Raw genomic sequence first — 19,848 nt, 5'->3', positions numbered from 1 at the left:
GTCCAGCATGGCCGGAAAATTCCTGCGCGGCGCCTTCGTTCAGTTCATGGAGACCTTCCTGATCCCCCTGCCGAACGCGATCCTCTTTCAGTTCAATCCGGAGAGCATCGTGCATGCCTGGTCGCCCGCGGCGGCGCCGTCCCAAGGCGGCAACGACAACCCGCTGGCGGTCAGCGGCCTGCCCGGCGAGAAATTCGATTTTACGCTGCACGTGGACGCCGCAGACATGATCGCCGACGGCAGTCCAGTGGCCGAGGGTCTCGCCACCGTCTCCGGGGTCTACACCAGGCTGGCCGCGCTGGAGATGCTGATGCATCCCACCGGCAGCAGCGCCGATACGCTGCTGGGTGCAGTCTCGGTCTCGGTCGGTGCCGGGGGCGTCTCCGCCGGTGCCGACGGCACGGCGGGGAGCGCGCGCCCGGTGCCGGCCGCCCAATTGCCGACGGTCCTGTTCGTCTGGGGACCGGGACGCGTCCTGCCGGTCAAGGTGACCAGCCTCTCGATTACCGAGACCCGCTACGACGCCACCCTGCTGAACCCGACCCACGCCGAGGCACGCGTCGGCCTCGCAGTCCTGACGCCCAAGGAGCTGCAATACGTCGCGGGCCCCCTGGCCGACATCGCCCGCGGGGCCTACGTCTATTCGCAGGGGCTGCGCGAGGCCCTGGCCATCGCCAACCTGGCCAACTCGGCCGAGTCGATCATCGGTATGTTACCGCTCTAGCAGGCTGTCGGACTTAGTGATGCAACCGATTGAATGCAAAGAGTTTCCTCTTTTGCGCCAAAAAGTCGTTTTCCTGTTTAATCAATCGGTTACGCCATCAAGTCCGACAGGCTGCTAGGAGGACACCATGTTTACGCCCCGCAGCCGTTATTGGCAGGTCCCCATCGACGCGGTCACGACCCCCGATGGCCGCACCGTGCGGGTGGTACGTTTTGCGGTGCGGGCAGAACCGCCGCTCGCGGGCTACCACCGCCGCCTGGACGGCCAGCGGTTGGACCACATCGCGGCCCATTATCTGAAGGACCCGACCGGGTTCTGGCGGCTATGCGATGCCAACGCGACCGTCTGCCCGGGCGCGCTCGCCGCCCGCGACCTGATCGCGGTCCCGGCAACCGGGGGTTGAGCCTTGACGAGCAGCTTCGAACTCTGGCTCCAGGGTACCCCGGTGGACGCGGCCTTTTATGACCTGATCACCAACCTGGAGATCGAGGAACACGCCGATCTGCCCGGGGTGCTGCACCTGCGCCTGGGGCTGGCCCGGAGCGCCGACGGCGAGTTGACCGCCATCAACGACCCAGGGCTGCAACCCATGGCGACCATCGCGGTGGTTGCGACGGTCGCGGACACGGCACCGCAATGCATCTTCGACGGCTACATCCTCTCGCACAAACTACACCTGGAGACCGGCGTCACCGCCTCGCACCTCGAAGTCCAGGCCCAGGACGCCAGTTGGCCGATGAGCCTGGAGGAAAAGACCCGCGAATGGGCCGAGGTCACCGACGGGGCCGTCGCCAATACCGTCTTCGGGGAGTACGGCATGACGCCGGGGCCCGACAATCTCACCGACGACTCGCCGGCCCACACCGAGGATGGCCACACCCTGATGCAGCGCGACAGCGATTGGCAATTCTTACGCCGTCTGGCGCGCCGCACCGGCCGGCTGTGCCGGGTGGCCGGCGGTGCCGCGCCGCAGCAGCGGCTCGGTATCTTCGCCGCGCCGCTGCTCGCCGCCGAACCCGCGTTCGTTTTGAAACCCAACGATCTCGCGGCACCCAACATCGGCGCGCTGGATATCGAATGGGACATCGCCCGACCGGCCAAGGCGATTGCACGCCAGGCCCGGTTGACCGAGGACTCGACCGCCAGCGGCGACACGCAGGAGAGCGGTCTGGCGCCCATGGATGCGCGCGCCCTGGCAACCTTCGCGGGCCAGACCATGACGACCATCCTGACCAGCCCGGCCGACGATGACGAGGCACTGCGGGCGCGGGCCGCGGCGCTCCTGCGCGAAGCGGGCTGGTTCGTGCGGCTTACCGGCGAGGTCGATGCGGCGGCCCTGCACGGGGTCCTGCGGGTCGGCGGTACGGTCGGCCTGGCCGGGGTGGGCAGCGTACACTCGGGCAACTACCTGGTCTGGAGCGTCCACCATCGGCTCGATGACCAATCGCACAAGATGAAGTTCGTCCTGGTCCGCAACGCGGTCGGCCCGGCCCCCGCCGCGGTGACCGGCGGGCCGCCGGGGGGCGGTTTGTCATGAACGAAGAACAGTTGCTGTTCGACCTGGCCGACCGGGTACGTAGCCGCTTCTATGGCAAGTACCGCGGGACCGTCACCCAGGTGCAGGCCGACACCTGGCGTCTGAAGGCCATGGTTCCGGCGGTCCTGGGCGATCAGGAATGCGGCTGGGCCATGGCCTGCGTCCCCTATGCCGGCCCCCAGGTTGGAATGGCCTTCCTGCCCGAGGCTGGCGCCGGGGTCTGGATCGAATTCGAGGGTGGGGACCCGTCCTATCCCATCTGGAGCGGTTGCTACTGGCGTGCCGGGGAGCTTCCACCCGCGGCCAAGGCGACCGTGAAATGCCTGGTCACCCCGGGCGGTTTCCAATGGACGATCGACGACGACCAGGCCCAGGTGGTGCTGCGTGACGGCCATGAAAACACCGTGACGTTGCGCGCGGACGGCATCGTCCTGGAGCGCGGCGGCCAGAAGATCACGATCGCCGCGGGGACGGTTTCGATCAACGACGGCGCGCTGGAAGTCCAATAGGGGCCGGGGATGGGCAGGTTACTGACCACCGCCGACGCGCTCATGTGCCCCCACGGGGGCAGCGTGAGCAGCGTCTGCGGCAACGCCCGGGTGCGCGCCGGCGGGGGCTTCGTCCTGCGCCCCACGGATCGGTTCATGATCGCCGGCTGTCCCTTCAATCTCTCAGGCAGCCCGCATCCCTGTGTCAGCGTGGCCTGGCAAGCCCCGGCCGGACGCACCTGCGCGGCCGGCGACCGGTGCCTTACGACCGACAGCATCGGCCTGTGCCAGGCGGCCGACCAGGCCCCACAAGGCCAAGTCATGATCCTGTGTACTCAAACCAAGGCCAGCGCGCAATGAACCAGGAACTCGGCCCGCTCCGCTTCGATTACGGCTTCCCCCTGCGCCTGGGTGCGCTGCATCGACAGGCAGAGCGGGTGTCCTATCCCACCCATGTCGCCCAAATGATCCGGCAGGTGCTGCTCACCTCGCCCGGGGAGCGGGTCGCTCTGCCGGAATTCGGCTGCGGCCTGCGGCAACTGCTGTTTGCGGCCAAGACCGCAGGACTGGCGACGACCACCGAACTCATGGTGCGTCGGTCGCTGGAAAAATTCCTCGCCGGCCATATCCGTGTGACCGCCGTGCGGGTTGCCGACGCGCCGCTCTATGGCGACGGCGCACTGGCGATCACGGTGGAATACACCCTGATCGAGACCCAGACCGCGGCGAGCCTCAGCCTGGAGGTACGTTGAGTGGAACCGCCCCGCAACCGCCTGCTGGACCTGCTCAATTGCGCCACGCGCAACGGCATCGACTATGTCGAGGTGCGCGAGGCCGAGCCGGAGCGTCTCTATGTCCATTTCATCAATACGGTACCGGTCGCCGAGGCCGGGCTCAAGGCCAGCATCGTCGGCGGCGACCGCCTGCCGAGCGTAGCGGTCGCGCCGCTGACGGCCGGGGACTGGTCCAGCGACGCCGAGGGGCGTCCCATCCTCGCCCTGCGGGTCGCCGGCCGCGGCGATTTTTCAACCTATACACTCAACCTCGACGGCGGCAACCGCCTGGATGACTATTTCCGGCAGGTCCGGTTCTCCTTCTATGCCTTCTGCCCGTCGCAGGTCGATTGCCAACAGCCGCCCGACGACTGCCCCGCCCCCACCGGCAGCTATCCGCCGATCGACTATCTCGCCAAGGACTACGACTCGTTCCGATTGGCGCTGTCGGAGTTTTCCGCCCAACGCTTCCCCGAGTGGCGGGAGCGCGCCGAGGCCGATCTCGGGATGGTGTTGCTGGAGGCCCTGAGCGCGATCGGCGACGACCTGAGCTATCTGCAGGACCGCGTCCACCGGGAGGCTACCCTGGAGACAGCGACCGAGCTGCGCTCGCTGGTGCGTCTCGCGCGACTGGTCGAATACGAGCCGCGCCCACAGACCAGTGCCGGCGCCCTGCTGCGCTGCGAGGTTGCGGCCGGCACCACCGAACTGCCGGCCGGCATCCTGGTCACCGCGCTGGCCCCCGACGGCTCCGTGGTACCCTTTGAAACCGGCACCGGCCTGCGCGACACGACGAAGTATCCGGTCGCTGACGCCTGGAACGCCATGAAACCCTATTGGTGGGATGACGGCGAGCGCTGCCTGAACCCAGGTGCGACCTCACTCGACCTGCGCCGGCAGGGTCTGGATTTGCTCCCTGGCCTGCCGCTCTTGATCGAAACGGCCGCGGCCAGCCCCGCCGAGCCGCCGCTGTGCGTAAAGATCACCCTGGTCATGGTCGCGGAGCTGACCGATCCGCTCTATGGCGAGCCGCTCACCCGGATTACCTGGCGCCCGCAGGAGGCGCTCACCCAATTCCACGACCTGACCCGGACCCTGGTACGGGGCAATCTGGTGCCGGCCACCCAGGGCCGCCGCCAGATAGAGCGGTTCGCCATCCACCGCGCGCCGCCGGATCAGCCGGACCTGACGCTGGCGATCGAGCGCCAAGGCCCCAACAGCACCGCCGCGGTGCCGCGCTGGCAGGCGCTCTATCCGTTGCGTGGCCACCCCCTGGCCTATCTCGGGCAGGCCAGGAGCGCCGACCCTGAGCCTGAGCTCGTACTGCGCCAGACCAACGACCCGCCGCTGGAATGGCACTGGGTGAAGCGCCTGCTCGAGGCCGATGCCTTCGAGCAAAAGTTCACCCTGGAGCCCGCGGCCTGGCGGCCGGTGCTGCGCACCGCGGCCGGCACCTCCTACGAGTACGATGGCGCAGAGGGCACCACGATCCGCTTCGGCAACGGCGATTTCGGCGCCCTGCCCGACGACGGGGACTGCTTCGAGGTCCACTACCGGGTCGGGCGCGGGGCGGTGGGCAACGTCGCCGCGGACACCATCACCGGCGTGGACCCGAGCTGGGGCTCCGCGGTACTGCGTGTGACCAATCCCTTCCCGGCCACCGGCGGTGCCGCCGCCGAGTCAGTGGAGCAGGTCCGTCGGCGCGCCCCGTTCGCCTTCCGCAACATGACCTACCGGGCGGTGCGACCGGAGGACTATAGCGCCGCCGCGACCCGTTTGGACTGGGTGCAGGGCCTCGGCGCCCGCTTCCGCTGGACCGGCAGTTGGCCGACCCTGTTCGCGACCGCCGATCCCAAGAACAGCGCCGACCTGGACCGCGACCGGCAGGTCGAACTGCTGCAACTGCTCAACCGCCACCGCCTGGCCGGCTACGAATGCTATGTGCCGGCCGCGCGTTATGTCTCATTCGACCTGAGCATCACGGTGTGCGCCTTGCCCACCGCCTACCGGGGCGATGTCCAGGCCGGGCTGCGCCGCGCCCTGGACCCGGTCCGCTATCCCGATGGCAGTCTGGGGTTCTTCCATGTCGACAACTTCACCCTGGGGACAGCCTTCGAGCGCAGTCGGCTGGAGGCCGCCATCCAGGGCGTATCGGGGGTGGCCGGCGTGCATTCGATCCTGTACCGGCGGCGCGGATACCTCAACACCTTCGCCGACCTGCCCCCGCGCAGTCTGCTCGCGCCCGGGGAGATCTTCCGGTTGGACAATAATTTGAGCCGCCCGGAGCGGGGCTCCTACCGACTGCAAGTGGAAGGTGGAAAATGAGCGAAACCGCCCCGCCCTGTCCGTGTCAGACGGCCCTCGGCCCGCAGACCCCCGTCAATCCGGCGGGGCTCGCCCACCTGAGCTACCGTGTCGGCGATTTCCTGTCGTTCCGCCGCGCCCTGCTCACCCCCCTGGACGGGGAACGGGCGCTGGCATCCTGGCGCCCCAACAGCCAGGGCGATCTGCTGTTACAGACCCTGGAATGGTGGGCCTATATCGCCGACGTGCTCACCTTCTACACCGAGCACAGCCGCAACGAGACCCTGCTCGGCACCGCACAACTGGAGGAGAGCGTGCAGCGGCTGGTGCGCATCCTCGGCTACCGACCGCGCCCGGGCCTGGGCGCGACCGCCGCGGTCGCCGCCCTCCTGAAGGGCGCCCAAACGGTGTTGCCGGCCGGCTTCGCGCTCGACAGCAAACCGCCCCCGGGACAGGCATCGCAGACCTTCGAGACGGACACCACGCTCACCCTGATGCAGCCCGACGCGGTCGACGCCGCGCCGCCCCGGCGTCTGATCGGATCCTACGACCAGCTCTACCTGCAAGGGTCCATCACCGACCTGGCCATCGACGAGCACTTGATCCTCCTGCCCGCCGGGGCGACCCCGACGGCCGGCACCCTGCTCACGGTCGACGCCACCCGCCTCGGCCGCGATCCGACTGGCCGCGCCTATACGGCCATCACCGTCGTGAGCCCGAGCGGGGCGGATTTGTCTGCACTGACGATGCAGGACCCGCGGGACTACCGGCTACTGCGCAGCCGCCGCTCGCTCGGCCTCTGGAAATACCCGACCACCGTCAATCTGGTCAGCGATGCCTTGGCGCTCGAGGGGCTGGAGCGTGCGACCCAGGCCGGCGACCCCATGGTGCTCAAGGCGCCACTCGACACCGGCCTGGCGCCGCGACTGCTGGTCGCCACCGGCAACAGCGAGGTGTTCTGGTACACCATCGTGACCGCTTCACCGCTGTTGGACAAGCCGGCCCTGCCCATCCCGATACCGCACTCACAACTCAGTTATCTACCCGCCATCGCCGCCGCGGACGCCTGGGATGCCATCCGGGAGCGGGTCAGGGTGCTCCTCGACTGGCGGCCCGCCGGGGTCCTGCGCGATGCACCGAGCGAGTGCTGGGACGGCACGCCGACGACCCTGGTCGCCGCCGACGGCCAGGCGTTCCGGGTCGGCAACGAACAGACCGTCCTCATCGAGGACGCGACCGGCCAGGGCGTGAAGGCGCGGGTCTACGTGTCTGCGGACCAGCCGACACGCCTGGAGGTCCTGTCCTTCGCCAGCCCGCCGCCACCGCTCACCCTGCCGCTGCGGGTGCTGCACAACGTCGTGCCACTCACCCGCGGCAAGGGCGTCCACGCCGAGGCCCTGGGCAGCGGCAACGCGCTGGCCATCTTCCAGGAGTTTGTGCTCGCCAAGTCACCCTTGACCTACCTGCCGGTCGGCGACGGCTACCGCAGTACTCTAAAGATTTATGTGGACGGCCTCGCCTGGACCGAGGTGCCGAGCTTCTACGCGCAACCCCCGGACGCGCGGGTCTTCGTCACCCGCGAGGACGCGCAGGCGCGCACCCATGTCCTGTTCGGGGACGGCGTAAACGGTGCCCGTCTGCCCACCGGCCACGACAACCTGAGCGCCGATTACCGCTACGGCAGCGGCGCCGCGGCCCCCGCCGCCGGGACCCTGACCGTGGTCGCCCGACCGCCGCCGGGCCTCGCCCGGCTGCGCCAACCCACCGCCGCGGGCGGCGGCGCCGATCCCGACACACCGGATCGGATCCGCCGCTACGCGCCCCGGTCGGTCCTCACCTTTGGACGCGCCATAGCCGGCGACGACTATGAGGCCATCGCCGCCCAGGCACCCGGGGTCGCCAGGGTGAAGGCGGTCTACGACTGGAATGCGGCGGAGAACCGCGCCACGGTCTCGCTCTATGTCGGCGACACGGCCGCCGCGGTGCAATCGGCACGCCGGGCCCTGGGGGCAGCCGGCGATCCCAACCGGCCGGTCAGCGTGGTGGCGGCTACACCCGTCGCCGCGACGCTCAGTCTCATGCTGTGGGTCGCGGCGGGGCGTCGGCCTGAGCAGGTCGCGGCCCTGGTGTCCACGGCACTCACCGACCCCGATCAGGGACCGTTTGGCGCGCGGCGAGTACGCATCGGCGAGGGTCTCTACTTCAGCCGGATCGCCCAGTGCTGCCTGGGGGTGGCGGGGGTCGTCGCCGTGACAGACCTATGCACCACCTTGAACCGCCCCGACCCGGCGACCGGGCTGTCGCTACTGACACCGCAGGACGCGCCGCGCATCGGCGTCGCCGCGGGCGAATTCCTGCTGGTACCGGAGGGCGGCATCGCCATCGCGGCGGAGGTTCAAGACCATGCTTGAAGACCGTGATCGCTATGCCGCCTATTACACTGAGCGCTTATGGGGCCTCCTGCCGGCCGTCTACCGTGCCGCCGACCCGGACGATGACGGGACCCCCGGGCCCTTGCGCGAACTGGTGGGGCGTCTGGGTGCGCAGATTGCCGTGGTGCGTCGCGGCATCGACCGCAGCCTCGAGGATCAATCCATCGAGACCTGCGACGACTGGCTGATCCCCTATCTGGGTGAACTGCTCGCCACCAATCTGGTCGACGGCCTGGGTGCCCGGGGACAGCGGCTGGATGTCGCCAATACGATCTATTACCGACGGCGCAAAGGGACCGTCGCCCTCCTGGAGGAGCTGGCCGCCGACATCGCGGGCTGGAACGCCCGGGTGGTCGAATGCTTCCGACGGCTCGCGCGCACCCGCCACCAGTTCGACCCACCCCTGGGGGAGGACCGCGAGCAGGCCCTGATCGCCGGCCTCATCGGCGCCAGGAGTCTCACCCCGGCGGGGGGCTTCGCCGATCTGCGCGACGCCGCGGCGGCGGCCGCTACGCACGGCGCCTTCGATGAGTTTCTCCATACCGCCGATTGCCGCCGCGGCCGCGCCCACCAGGGCTGGTACAACATTCCGAAGCTCGCGGTGTTCCTCTGGCGCCTGAAGAGCTACGGCTGCCGGGCCTCGACCCCGGTACCATACGCACTGTGTCCGCAGCGCTACACCTTCGATCCGACCGGCCGCGAGACGCCCTTGTTCGCCCGCAACGTGCGCGATCAGGCCCAGTACGGCGACACCTGGGTCACCCCCGACGCCTGGATGCTGCCCGGCCCGCTCGACGCCACCCTCTGGCGGCGCGAGGCGGCCCACCTCTACCCCGACTCGCTCGCGGTCCTGCGCCTTGCCGGGTCCGACAGCGAGGTGCTGGACGCCGCCGCGGTGCAGATCGAGCCGGCGCAGGGCCGGTTCCGCCTGGCCGCCCCGCCGCCGGCCGGGGTCGCGGTCCAGACCGCATACCACTACGGATTTTCGTCTGAGCTCGGTGCCGGCCCCTATGATCGCCGAGTGCTCGGCGACCCGCTGCCGGCCCAACCGCAGCCCCTCGCACTGGCGATCGCGGGCGGGGGGGATGCCCTGGTCGGCGCACTCGCCGCGTTGGGCGCGACCGGCACCCTCGCCATCGCCGATTCACTCACCTATGACGCGGTCGCCGACCGCGACGGCATTGCGGACCTGCTGATCCGCGGCGCGGACAACGAACGCCCAGTGGTGCGGCTGGCCGGCACGGCGTGGCGGCTCACCGGCGTCGGCCCCAAGTCCCGGCTGACCTTGGAGGGACTCCTGGTGAGCGGGGCCGATCTGGTGCTGTGCGGCGAGTTCGAGCAGGTCACCCTGTTTTGCAGCACGCTGGACCCGGGCGAGGAGGCCGATGCCGTCGGGGCCTTGCCGCTCACCGTCGACGGGCGCACGCTGCGCCCCACCACGCTGTGGATCGAGGGCACGGTCGCCAAGCTGACCGTCGAGCGCTCCATCGTCGGCCCCATCCGCACCCGCGGCACCGGGACACTCGCCCGGCTGGACCTGGTGGATTCGATTGCGCAGGGGGTACGGACCAGCGGAACCGGACCCTTCGCGGCCGCGGACCTCCTCGACCCCTGGCGACTGGCGGCCCGGTGGCAGAGTGCGCAGGACCCGTTGACGGCCTTCATTCGCCAAGGCGCCCTGGCCGCCGCGCTCGCCGCTTATGACCCGGCCGCGCCGCCCACGGCGGCCCTGTCGGCATTGATACTCGCGACCCTTAACGCACTGGTCGGCGGCGGACCGCTCTATGAGCCCGCTCGGTTCGCCGCGGTCGCCCTGCCGCCCGGCCTGCTCCACGACGCCTTGGCGGTCACGGCGGGTGCGGACCTGGTGCGGATCAACCGGCTGCTGCTGGAGACCGCCTATCTCCCGGAGCTCGCCCCGGCGAGCGTGGCCAGCCGGGAGGTTGAGGTCAGTCTCCAGCGCAGCACCTGCCTGGGCGCGCTCTATGCCCACCGCATCGACGCCAGCGAATCGGTGCTGGCCGGCTTCGCCCGCGCCGCCGATACGCAATCCGGCTGTGTCCGCTGCTGCGCCTACAGCGAGGGTAGCCCGCTGCACCAGCCCTACGAGAGCGTCGCCATCCGTGAACCCTGCGCCATCTTCGCGAGTCGGCGCTTCGGCGATCCCGACTATGCCCAACTCGGCCCCTGGGCCGACCGCGAAATCCTCGCCGGGGCGCCGGGCGCGACCCTGCTGGCCGGGGCCCGCAACGGCGCCGAGATGGGCGCCTTCGCCCGCGAGGGCAATCCCATCAAAGAACGCGCACTGCGGATCAAGCTTGGCGAATTCATGCCGATCGGCCTGACGCCGGTCCTGATCTATATGACCTAAGAGGATTTCAGCATGGGCTCCGATCGCGCAAGAATCTCTTACAATCCCGCACGGCAGTATCGCGAGGTGGTCAGTCAGCAGGGCCGCGTCACGCTCGAGGCGGATGTCAACGAGGCCCAGCGCCTGGGCAGCGAAGCGCTACGTCGACAGACGCTCGATGTGGTCGGCACCTGCGGCACGCCGGACGACGGCTACGCGGTGGTGCTCGCCGGCGGCGCCGATTTCGGCATCGGCCCCGGCACCCTGTACCTGGGCGGCTGGCGGCTGTGCCTCGGGCAGCCCATCGCCTACCTGAGCCAGCCCGACTGGTTGGATTGGTCCACCGACCCGCACTGGGCCGACCCCGCCGCCTGGACCGGCAACGCCGCCGTCCTGCTGCTGTGTCGCGAGCAGGAGGTCACGGCGGTCGAGGACCCGGCGCTGCGCGAGGTGGCACTGGGCGGCCCCGACACGGCCGCCCGTACCCGGCTCCTGCAGCGCGTGATCCTGGCACCGACCAAGAGCGCACACTGTGCCAATGCCGTCGCCGACATAGACAGCTTCTGGAAGGGCCAGGGGCTCAGTTGCGATCCGGCCACCGGCGAGCTGTGCTCCGCGTCGCGGCTCAAAGTCACGGTGTTGAGCACCGCGCCCGCCGACTCGCCCTGCGACCCGCCCGCGCAGTCCGGTTATCTGGGCGCGGACAACCAGTTGATCCGGGTGCAGATCACGGCATTCGATTCGGCCACCGGGCAGGGTCGGCTGCTGTGGGGCTTCAATAACGCCGCCACCATCTTTCCGTGTACCACACCGGACCCGAGCACCCTGCGGCTGACTGCGCGGCCGCTCGGTACCGATCAGACCCCGCGGACGGGGCAGGCGGTACAAGTGCTGCGCGCCGCGGCCGACCTGGGCGAAGGCGCCGTGGCGGCGGGGCTGTGCGGCGTGGTGGCCACCCTGGAGGCCCCCTACCAACCCGAGAGCCAACGGGTCGCCCTGCCCAGTGGCCTGCCGGACGACTATGCCGCGACCCCCGGCAGCGCCCCACTGTTCCTGCGCCTGTGGGAGGCCGAGTTAGCGTTCAAACTCGACGATCCCGTCGAATTGGCCGGTACCGGGCTGGCCGTCACCCTCAGCGCGGCCGGCGGCACCGCCCTGCACATCGGCGATTTCTGGTGTGTTGCGGCCCGTCCGCTGACCCCAAATGCCGTGTATCCGCAGCGCCTGCTGAGTGAGCCTCAGCCGCCCGACGGTCCCCGTCAGTGGGCCTGCCCGCTGGCGATCCTCGGCAAGGCGGGCACGGACTGGACCAAACTCGCGGACTGCCGACTGCCGTTTGAGAACCTGGTCGCCCTCACGGCCCACACGCGGCACGACCCGTCCGTCTACTACAAAGACGATGCGGGGACCGAGCAGCCGTTGCACGCCGGCGACAGTCTGTCCATCACGACCCTGGCGCGGGGACTGCGCCTCGCGCTGCCGCAACCGGTCGTGGCGGCCAGCGTCAACGACGCCGCATTGTTCGTCACCGCCGAGGTGCCGGTACTGGCGCGGGCCCTGTTCGAGGAGCGCGAGATCTCCGATCTCCTATACTCCGGCAACCTGAGCTACGAGGTCCCGCGCACCGACCTGCGCGCGACGATGCTGGTGGGGTATCAGCCGGTGGTGATGGCGGCCACCGTCGGCACCAATGCGCAAGGCGATCCCACCTGGCAACCGGTCACCGAGACCCTGATCGCCTTCAAGCACCTGGTGACCCGCAGCTTCCGCAACGTCGACACCGAGACCTTCAATAGCTCCTTCGATACCTTCCCCGATCAATCCGGCAACGGCGACTGGCGCGTCAACGGCGATGGCGTGGTCATCCAGCTCGACCAGTACCAGGGCGTGGGCCGCACGAGCGCGTTGCACCGAAAACCCATCGCCGCGGGTCTGATGACGCTCCGGGCCTCGATGCGTCCGCACCTGCGCGGCGATTTCAGCGATATCGGCGTCGTCTTCAACTACAACTCCGACGCCGATTACTATTTCATCGCGCCGACCTACGACCTCCTGCACGGGCAAATCACCGTCTATTATGGCACCCCGCAAAGCTATATGTCCGGCAGCGTATTAAATCCGAATCCCGCGCGCACGCTTTCTCACATGGCACTCGCGGTCAAGCAGGTGATGGTAGGGACCCGCCAACAGCTCGTCGTCAGCTATCTCTTCGGGTTCAGCGACGGCACTGACATCCGCCAGACCGTGCCCTCCACCGCCCTTGCGAACCTGCCGGCCCGCTTCGCGGAGGGCACCCGGATCGGCATCGCCTCGCGCTACTCGGCGCAGTATGAGCATCTGGAACTGGTCTATCCGCAGGGGTCAACGCCCCTGATCCCGCTGGCGCCGCCCCGTATCCTCACCCGCCTGGCGCTCAAGCGCGCCTTACTCAAGCCCCAGGCACCGAACCCTGCCGGCCATGGGTTCGATGACACGGCGTTCGACACCTGGTTCTGGTTGCTGCCGGGACACGACCGGTTCGGCTATGAACCGGCCTATTATTATGAATACGATCCCTGGTTCTCAGGCATCGGCAGCAACCTGCTTTAGGCGCCGCCATGAAAGCCGTCTGGTCATTATGGACCCAACCGCTGCGCGCGAGCAGCCATCCCGGCTGGCTCTGCGAACGCCATCACGCCCTGTCCTGGATCCTGTCGTGGGAGACCGCGCGCCGCCATTATCCCGACACCTGCCTAATCACCGACACCCCTGGCGCCGCCTGGTTGGTCGACCAATTGGGCCTGCGGTTTGCCGAGGTCCGGGTGGACCTGGACGACCTGACGGAGCAGCAATCGGACTGGTGGGCGATGGGTAAGCTCTGCGCCTATGCGCAGCAGACCACGCCCTTCGTGCATATCGACAGCGATGTCTACCTCTGGAAGCCGCTGCCCGAGCGCTTGGAGCAGGCCGCGCTCTTTGCCCAAAACCCGGAATGGCACACCTCTGGGCGGTCCTTCTATCGCCCCGAATGGTTTGAGCACTGGGTGGGGAGCCGCGGTGGCTGGCTCCCGGAGGAGCTGACCCACTACGTCCACCCCCAGGGCGTCCTGCGGGCGGAGAACTGCGGCATCTTGGGCGGTACCCGGGTGGATTTCATCACCCATTATGCCCGGCAGGCCCTGGACATCATCCGCCATCCCAGCAACCGACCGCTGTGGCCGGCACTGGAGCATAAGGATGCCCATTTCGTCCTGATCGAGCAGTATTTTCTGGCGGCCTGCGTCGAGTTCTATCGCGACCGCCCGGGCTCGGAACTCGCCGGGGTCGCGATCGACTATCTATTTCCGTCCCAACAGGCCGCCCTGCGGGATGCCGAACAGGCGGGCTTCACCCACCTGATCGCCGGTGCCAAGCGTCATGCGGACACCCTCCAGCGGCTGGAGCGCCATGTGTGCAAGCATTATCCGCAGGCGTATCGGCGCTGCCTGGAGGTGACGGATGGCCCGGTCCCGCCAGCCGCTTAACACCGGTACAACAGGAGTCGTTCGATGGGCTCGACTACCACCAAATCCGCGCCGGTTCCGGGCCTCGCCCTGAAGGCCCCGGTGCCGTCGACACCGGCCAAGACCCGGCTCCACCCGAAGGGAAACCGGGCACTCTTGCGCGCGCAGCGTCAGCCCGCCGATGGTGAGCGCGGCGCCGCGACCCTGCGGCTCGGCCAGCCCGGCGACCGCTTTGAACAGCAGGCCGAGCGGATCGCCGAACGGGTCCTGGGCGCCCCCGTCGGCATGGCGCCGGGGCCGGTCATCCCCCATGGCGGCACCCGCCGAGTCGAGCCGCTGCCGCGCTCCCAGGGACCGGGCTGGGCGACCGGGCAAGCGGTGCCCGCCCAGGTCCACGAGGTTCTGCGCTCCCCCGGTCAACCCTTAGAAGCGGCGACGCGCCAGCGGATGGAGGCTGGCTTTCGGCAGGTCACCCAGACCGATCCGACCGGCCACGATTGCGATTTCCACCAGGTCCGCATCCATACCGGAGCACGGGCGGCGGAGTCGGCACAGGCGGTCGCGGCCCGGGCCTATACCGTCGGGCGGGACATCGTCTTCAGTGCCGGACAATACGACCCTGGTACCCGCGACGGGCAGCGGTTGCTGGCGCATGAGTTGACCCACGTCACCCAGGGCCGGCCCCAGGCCGCGGCACCGACGACGCTGTTTCGCCAACCGGCGGCGCCCGCCGCCGGTCCGACCGCCACACCCGCCCCCCAGCCCACGGACAAACCGACCAAGACAGACAGCGTGCCCGCCCAATGGACCTGGAAGGATCTCGCGATGTATCCGCTGCTCGTGGACGTGTTCAAGGACCTGGTCCTGAAACAATTGACCCCAGGCGACCGCAAGCTGCTGGCCCTCAACGGGAGCGAGGGCGCCGTGCTCTATGCCTGGACCATGGCGGTCGGCCTGGCCCCCGCGGCGCTGGCGGGGGGCGACAAACCAAAGGATTTCAGCGATTTCCTCAAGGCCACGGGCAGCTATGCGGATGCGCTGACCGGGCTGACGCCGGCCAAGGACTCGGTAATGGACCTGATCAGCCGGATCGTCGGACTGCGTTTCGATGACTATCTCGCCTCCGACCTCTTCCTGTCGCGCCTGAAGACGCACACGGCAAGCGTCGTGGCACTGGCCACGCTGGTGCAGGGCGTCTTTTCCATCGTTCAGGCGGCCAAGAACAAGAACGATGACCCGTCCAAGCTGGAGGGCGACCCGTGGACGCAGCAGACCCTGATGGTCAAGTCGCTGCTGGGTGCGATCTTCAAAGAACAACTGAAGGCCCCGACCTTCTTCGACGTGGGTCCGCTGCAACTGGCCACCCATCCGGCCTTCTCCGCCGCCCCCTTTGCGGGCGGCGGGGCCCCGTCCGGGGTCACGTTCGAGCGCAACCAGGACGTCGACGGCAAGGTCCGCGAGCAGAAATACGGGCTGACAGTCAATCTGCCCAAGCTGATCAAGCCCGGGGATGCGTCGGTGTCCGATATTGGGGACCCGGCCAAGTATCGCGGCTGGCAGGGGAGCGCCTGGTTTAGCTACGACTCGACCGATCCGCTCAAGCCTAGCGCAACCGTCCAACCCGGCTACAAGTTTAAGGCCGGGACCATCTTCGGGGGCGGCGGGCACCTCGCCGAACTGGAGGCCGGCGCCCAGTATGGGGGTGACACGGGCAAGGAACTCACGGCCTGGTTCGCCCGCGGCGGTTATGGCTATACCGCCGATCAGAAGGACAGCTCCCCGGTGAAAAAGATCGGTTTCACCGCCACCTTCATCGACTGGAAGGATGCCTTCATCCTGGCGCCCAAAGACGACACCGGGGCCGCGGCCGGCGGCTGGGGCCTGAAGACGACACCGTTTGTCAGCACCCAATTCAAGGCCGGCGATAAGAGGACCATCGACGCCAGCGCCGCCGTCTCCTTCGTCGTCGGCAAGACGGGTGATGCCAAGACCAGTTTCAGCGTGTCCGATGTCTCGGTCGGTGTGGCCTACACCTATATGGGGGGCGCGGCACCGGGCCAGCTCCCGGCCTTCAAGTTCGATCTCGCCGGCTCCATGAGCCGACTGGATTGGTGGAATCCCAATTCACCCCTGCTGTGGGGCCTGCAGGCCAGAGGCAACGTCGGTCCCGCCTTCGCCGGTGTCAAGGTTATGACGGGCGCGGGACCCCAGCCGGCGAACGGCGGGGGCGGCATTCCCGAGCCGCGCCTGGATGCGATGGGCCCGACGGTCAAGACCATGGTCCCGACCGCCGTCCTCTTTACCGGCGGCTATTCGTTCTAGCACGCGGTCATGGCGCGGGCCGCGCCCGGGTCATGAATCTGCCAGGCAGAGGAGATATCCCCATGGGCTCGACGACCAGCAAATCGGCACCGCTCACCGGCATCGCCCTGAAGGCCCCCGAGCAGACGACGCCGACGCAGACCCGGCCACGCCCGACCGGGAACCAGGCACTCCTGCGCACACAGCGGCGACACGCCGACGGCGAGCGGACCGGCAACGCTCCCGAGCCCGGCGCGACGCTGCGGATCGGCCAGCCCGCGGACCCTCTTGAACGGGCGGCCGACCGAATCGCCGACTTGGTGGGGCGCGTCGGCGCAGGCGGCGCGCCAGCGCGCCAGCCGGCCATCCCGTTGGGTGACGGGACCCGGCGGCAACCCCAACCGCTGCCGATCGCCCCGGCAACGGGGGACAGGGGCGGGCAACCGGTACCATCACTGGTTCAGGACGTCCTGCGCATGCCGGGGCAGCCCTTGGAACCGGCCCCGCAGCGCCTGATGGAGACGCGCTTACAGCAGGTCACGCAACCCACTGGGGCAAACCCGGCTGGCGATTTCAGCCAGGTCCGCATCCATACCGGGACGCCGGCGGCGCAGTCGGCACAGGCGGTCGCGGCCCGGGCCTACACGGTTGGCCGTGACATCGTGTTCGGCGCCGGTCAATACGACCCGGGAAGCCGCGACGGGCAGCGACTCCTGGCGCATGAACTCACCCATGTCATCCAGGGTCGGTCCCAGGCGGCGGTGCCAACAACCCTGTGGCGTGCGCCGGCCGGTCCGGCCCCAGCCCCTGCACCTGAACCGGTCACCAAGGACCCGGTTGCCAAACCCGAGGCCGATCCCAAACCGGCGGACCCGCCGCCCAGCGCCGAGACGGTCCCCATGCAATGGACGGCGCAGGAACTCCCCATCGATCTGTGGGAGGCCAAGCTCATCGCCGAGACCGCCGAGCCCACCACGCCCATGAGCGCGGCCGAGATCGAGCAGGTCCAGCAAGCCGTCCTGAAGCAGCTGCAGACGCTGAAGGATCGGGATCAGCGGATCCGGAACCTGGCCGTCGCCAAGGCCCAATCCCTGCTCGGTGCGGACTGGCACGCGCGTGCGGGCTCTGAGGCCAAGAAGCAGGCCGACTCACTGTATTCCGGAGACCCCGCGCAACAACGGGTGGAGGCACTCAATACCGCGATGAAGGCAACCCGGTCCATGCGCGCTGCCATTCAAATGAAGATGGACGCGGCCACCGCCACCCTGAGGTCGAAGAAGCCGGGCAAGGCCGACGCCGCCAAGGTGCTGGCGGCGGGCACCGAACTGCTCGCCGGGCTCGACGCCACCCCGACCCCAGGCGCGGAAGAACAGAACGTCTCCGGCGGGGCGTCCGAGATGGCGTGGCGTTACCTGGGCTCCGAAAAGACCAAGAAGAGCCTTGAAACCCTGGGGATCAGTATTCCCTGGTTCACGACCTGTGTGACGGTCCCGCCGGCGGTAGCCAAGGCGGCCGGCGTCGACCTGAAAAAATGGGGACCGCTCGACGTGCTCGACAAGACCAAGGCGGCGCGCTTCAAGCAACTCGACGGTCAGAACGCGTGGATCCCCGCGGAGCACAAACAACGCCCCGAGCCGGGCGACATCCTGGTGATGGTGAGCTACCCGATGGTTAAAGGTGAACCACAGAAGGACATCAGTAAGGCGACCTTCCAACACATCGCCGTACTGCTCGAACCGGTCACGGAGAACGCCGACGGCACTGAGAACTGGATAACGGCGGATGGCGGGAAAGGCGCCTCGCACAAAGGCGAGGACAAGACCGGAATGACCAACCGACGCTACGATCCGGCCACGCAACAGTTCGTCCGCCAGGCCTCGACCAAGACCTATGAGGCGTCCGAAGGCGGCCGTTTCCTGCTCGGTTTCTGGAGCCTGCCGCGCCTGCCGCAGGTACCGGAGAAGCCGCCGACACCGGACAAGTCGCCGGGGAAGACCGGCACGCCCTGAGCGAACCAGCGGAAGATCCATTAGGACACCGCCGCGCACGACCCGTCGCCGCAGGCGGGGCCGATGGTGTAGATTAGGCAGCCTTTGCGCCACCGCATCCTGCTGCTGTCGGCAGGGCGCGATCCGACCGGGGTCCACCTGCCGGCTGCTCACCCTTTGGAGCCACCCGCGTGCCGTCCATCACCCGCCATCTTGGTCGCTATCTGGTGCTCCTCTCGGCCCTGCTGGTCGGCGTCGCCGGGCTCTCCTACTGGCACAGCCTGGAGACCCTCGCCGTCCACCATCAGCAACTCGCCCGCGAGATGGGCCGGTCCTTTTTCAAGGAATTGCTGATTACCCGCCGCTGGAACGCCCAACAGGGCGGGGTCTATGTGCCGATCACCGACGAATTGCAGCCCAATCCCTATCTGAAAGACCCCGAGCGCGATGTGACGACCACCGCCGGGGTGCGTCTGACCAAGGTCAATCCGGCGTTCATGACCCGCCTGCTGTCGGCGATGACCGAGCAAAGCGACGGGGTCCGCATCCACATGACCAGTCTGAAACCGATCAATCCGATCAACGCCCCCGCCGACGACTGGGAACGCCAGGCACTCGTGCGGTTCGAGGCCGGTGCCACCGAGCAGGCCGGTTTGGTCACGGAGCCGACCGGCCCGGCCTTTCGTTTCATGGGCCGCCTGAGCGTCGAGCGGGCCTGTCTTAAATGCCATGAACAACAAAACTATAAGGAGGGCGAGGTGCGGGGCGGCATCCGCGTGTCGCTGCCCTGGGCACCCTTCCAAGAAACCCAGGATGCCGCCTGGCGTCAGTTGACCCTCCTGCATACCGCCGCCTTAGCCGGGCTGTTGACCCTGCTGTGGGGCGGCGCTCTGGTGGTGCTGCGCACCGCGCGCGAGGTGGAACAGCTCAACCGACACATGAAGACGCTCAACGAGCGACTGGAGGTCTCCGCGCTCACCGATTCGCTGACCGGGGTCTCCAACCGTCTGTATTTCGATCGGATGCTGCACACCTCGATCAGCCAGGCGCAGCGCTACGGGGACGCGCTCTCGCTGATCATGCTCGATCTGGACCATTTCAAACGGGTCAACGATACCCACGGGCATGGCGTGGGCGACCAGGTGCTCCAGGCCTTTACGGGGGTGGCCCAAACCCAGTTACGGGCGACCGACCTGCTGGCGCGCTGGGGTGGCGAGGAGTTTGTGGTCGCCGCCCCGCGCACCGACCTGGAATCGGCCCTGCGCCTGGCCGAGCGGTTGCGGGCCGCGGTCCAGGCCCACGACTTCCCGGTCATCGGCCCCCTCACCGTCAGCCTGGGCGTCGCCGAATACGCGAGCGACGACACCCCACTGACCCTGCTGGAGCGCGCCGACACCGCGCTGTATCAGGCCAAGGCGCTGGGACGCAATCGGGTCGCGGCGGCGCAGCGGCCTTAGCGGCGAACGACA

Annotated in this window: 14 protein-coding genes; all 14 read left to right on the top strand. The window is 68.5% G+C overall.

Annotated elements, in window-relative coordinates; translation table 11 throughout:
• Positions 1 to 7: 7 nt before the first annotated feature.
• The 14 genes from QZX93_RS14665 (at position 8) to QZX93_RS14600 (ending at position 19,836) form a co-directional block, all read left to right on the top strand.
• A complete protein-coding gene (locus QZX93_RS14665) occupies positions 8 to 724 on the top strand; it encodes a hypothetical protein (RefSeq protein ID WP_295386975.1) in 717 nt (238 codons plus the stop codon).
• 127 nt (positions 725 to 851) lie between these two features.
• Positions 852 to 1,127, top strand: a complete 276-nt coding sequence (locus QZX93_RS14660) for a hypothetical protein (RefSeq protein ID WP_295386973.1) — start codon at positions 852 to 854, stop codon at positions 1,125 to 1,127.
• 3 nt (positions 1,128 to 1,130) lie between these two features.
• A complete protein-coding gene (locus QZX93_RS14655) occupies positions 1,131 to 2,261 on the top strand; it encodes a contractile injection system protein, VgrG/Pvc8 family (protein WP_295386970.1) in 1,131 nt (376 codons plus the stop codon).
• A complete protein-coding gene (locus QZX93_RS14650; protein ID WP_295386967.1) occupies positions 2,258 to 2,770 on the top strand; it encodes a phage baseplate assembly protein V in 513 nt (170 codons plus the stop codon). The genes QZX93_RS14655 and QZX93_RS14650 overlap by 4 nt, the downstream gene beginning before the upstream one ends.
• Before the next feature lie 9 nt (positions 2,771 to 2,779).
• Positions 2,780 to 3,109, top strand: a complete 330-nt coding sequence (locus tag QZX93_RS14645; RefSeq protein WP_295386964.1) for a hypothetical protein — start codon at positions 2,780 to 2,782, stop codon at positions 3,107 to 3,109.
• Positions 3,106 to 3,501, top strand: a complete 396-nt coding sequence (locus QZX93_RS14640) for a GPW/gp25 family protein (protein ID WP_295386961.1) — start codon at positions 3,106 to 3,108, stop codon at positions 3,499 to 3,501. The genes QZX93_RS14645 and QZX93_RS14640 overlap by 4 nt, the downstream gene beginning before the upstream one ends.
• Entirely contained in the window at positions 3,502 to 5,847 is a 2,346-nt protein-coding gene (locus QZX93_RS14635; protein WP_295386958.1) for a hypothetical protein, read from the top strand. It begins immediately after the preceding gene.
• Positions 5,844 to 8,237, top strand: coding sequence for a baseplate J/gp47 family protein (locus QZX93_RS14630; protein WP_295386955.1), 2,394 nt, complete (start codon positions 5,844 to 5,846; stop codon positions 8,235 to 8,237). The genes QZX93_RS14635 and QZX93_RS14630 overlap by 4 nt, the downstream gene beginning before the upstream one ends.
• A complete protein-coding gene (locus QZX93_RS14625) occupies positions 8,230 to 10,629 on the top strand; it encodes a hypothetical protein (RefSeq protein WP_295386952.1) in 2,400 nt (799 codons plus the stop codon). The genes QZX93_RS14630 and QZX93_RS14625 overlap by 8 nt, the downstream gene beginning before the upstream one ends.
• Before the next feature lie 12 nt (positions 10,630 to 10,641).
• A complete protein-coding gene (locus QZX93_RS14620) occupies positions 10,642 to 13,197 on the top strand; it encodes a DUF6519 domain-containing protein (RefSeq protein ID WP_295386949.1) in 2,556 nt (851 codons plus the stop codon).
• Positions 13,198 to 13,205: 8 nt separating this feature from the next.
• Positions 13,206 to 14,111: a DUF6734 family protein gene (locus QZX93_RS14615; protein ID WP_295386946.1), complete on the top strand. Its 906-nt coding sequence runs from the start codon at positions 13,206 to 13,208 to the stop codon at positions 14,109 to 14,111.
• Positions 14,112 to 14,135: 24 nt separating this feature from the next.
• A complete protein-coding gene (locus QZX93_RS14610; RefSeq protein WP_295386943.1) occupies positions 14,136 to 16,412 on the top strand; it encodes a DUF4157 domain-containing protein in 2,277 nt (758 codons plus the stop codon).
• 62 nt (positions 16,413 to 16,474) lie between these two features.
• Positions 16,475 to 18,400, top strand: coding sequence for a DUF4157 domain-containing protein (locus QZX93_RS14605; protein WP_295386940.1), 1,926 nt, complete (start codon positions 16,475 to 16,477; stop codon positions 18,398 to 18,400).
• A 170-nt stretch (positions 18,401 to 18,570) separates the two neighbouring features.
• On the top strand, positions 18,571 to 19,836 hold the full coding sequence (locus QZX93_RS14600) for a diguanylate cyclase (protein ID WP_295386937.1): 1,266 nt from the start codon (positions 18,571 to 18,573) through the stop codon (positions 19,834 to 19,836).
• Positions 19,837 to 19,848: the final 12 nt, after the last annotated feature.

Source organism: uncultured Thiodictyon sp. (assembly GCF_903946935.1).
In the GTDB taxonomy this organism is placed as follows: Bacteria; Pseudomonadota; Gammaproteobacteria; order Chromatiales; family Chromatiaceae; genus Thiodictyon.
The sequence above is the reverse complement of the archived record's forward strand: the minus strand, read 5'-3'. Positions and strand labels throughout refer to the sequence as shown.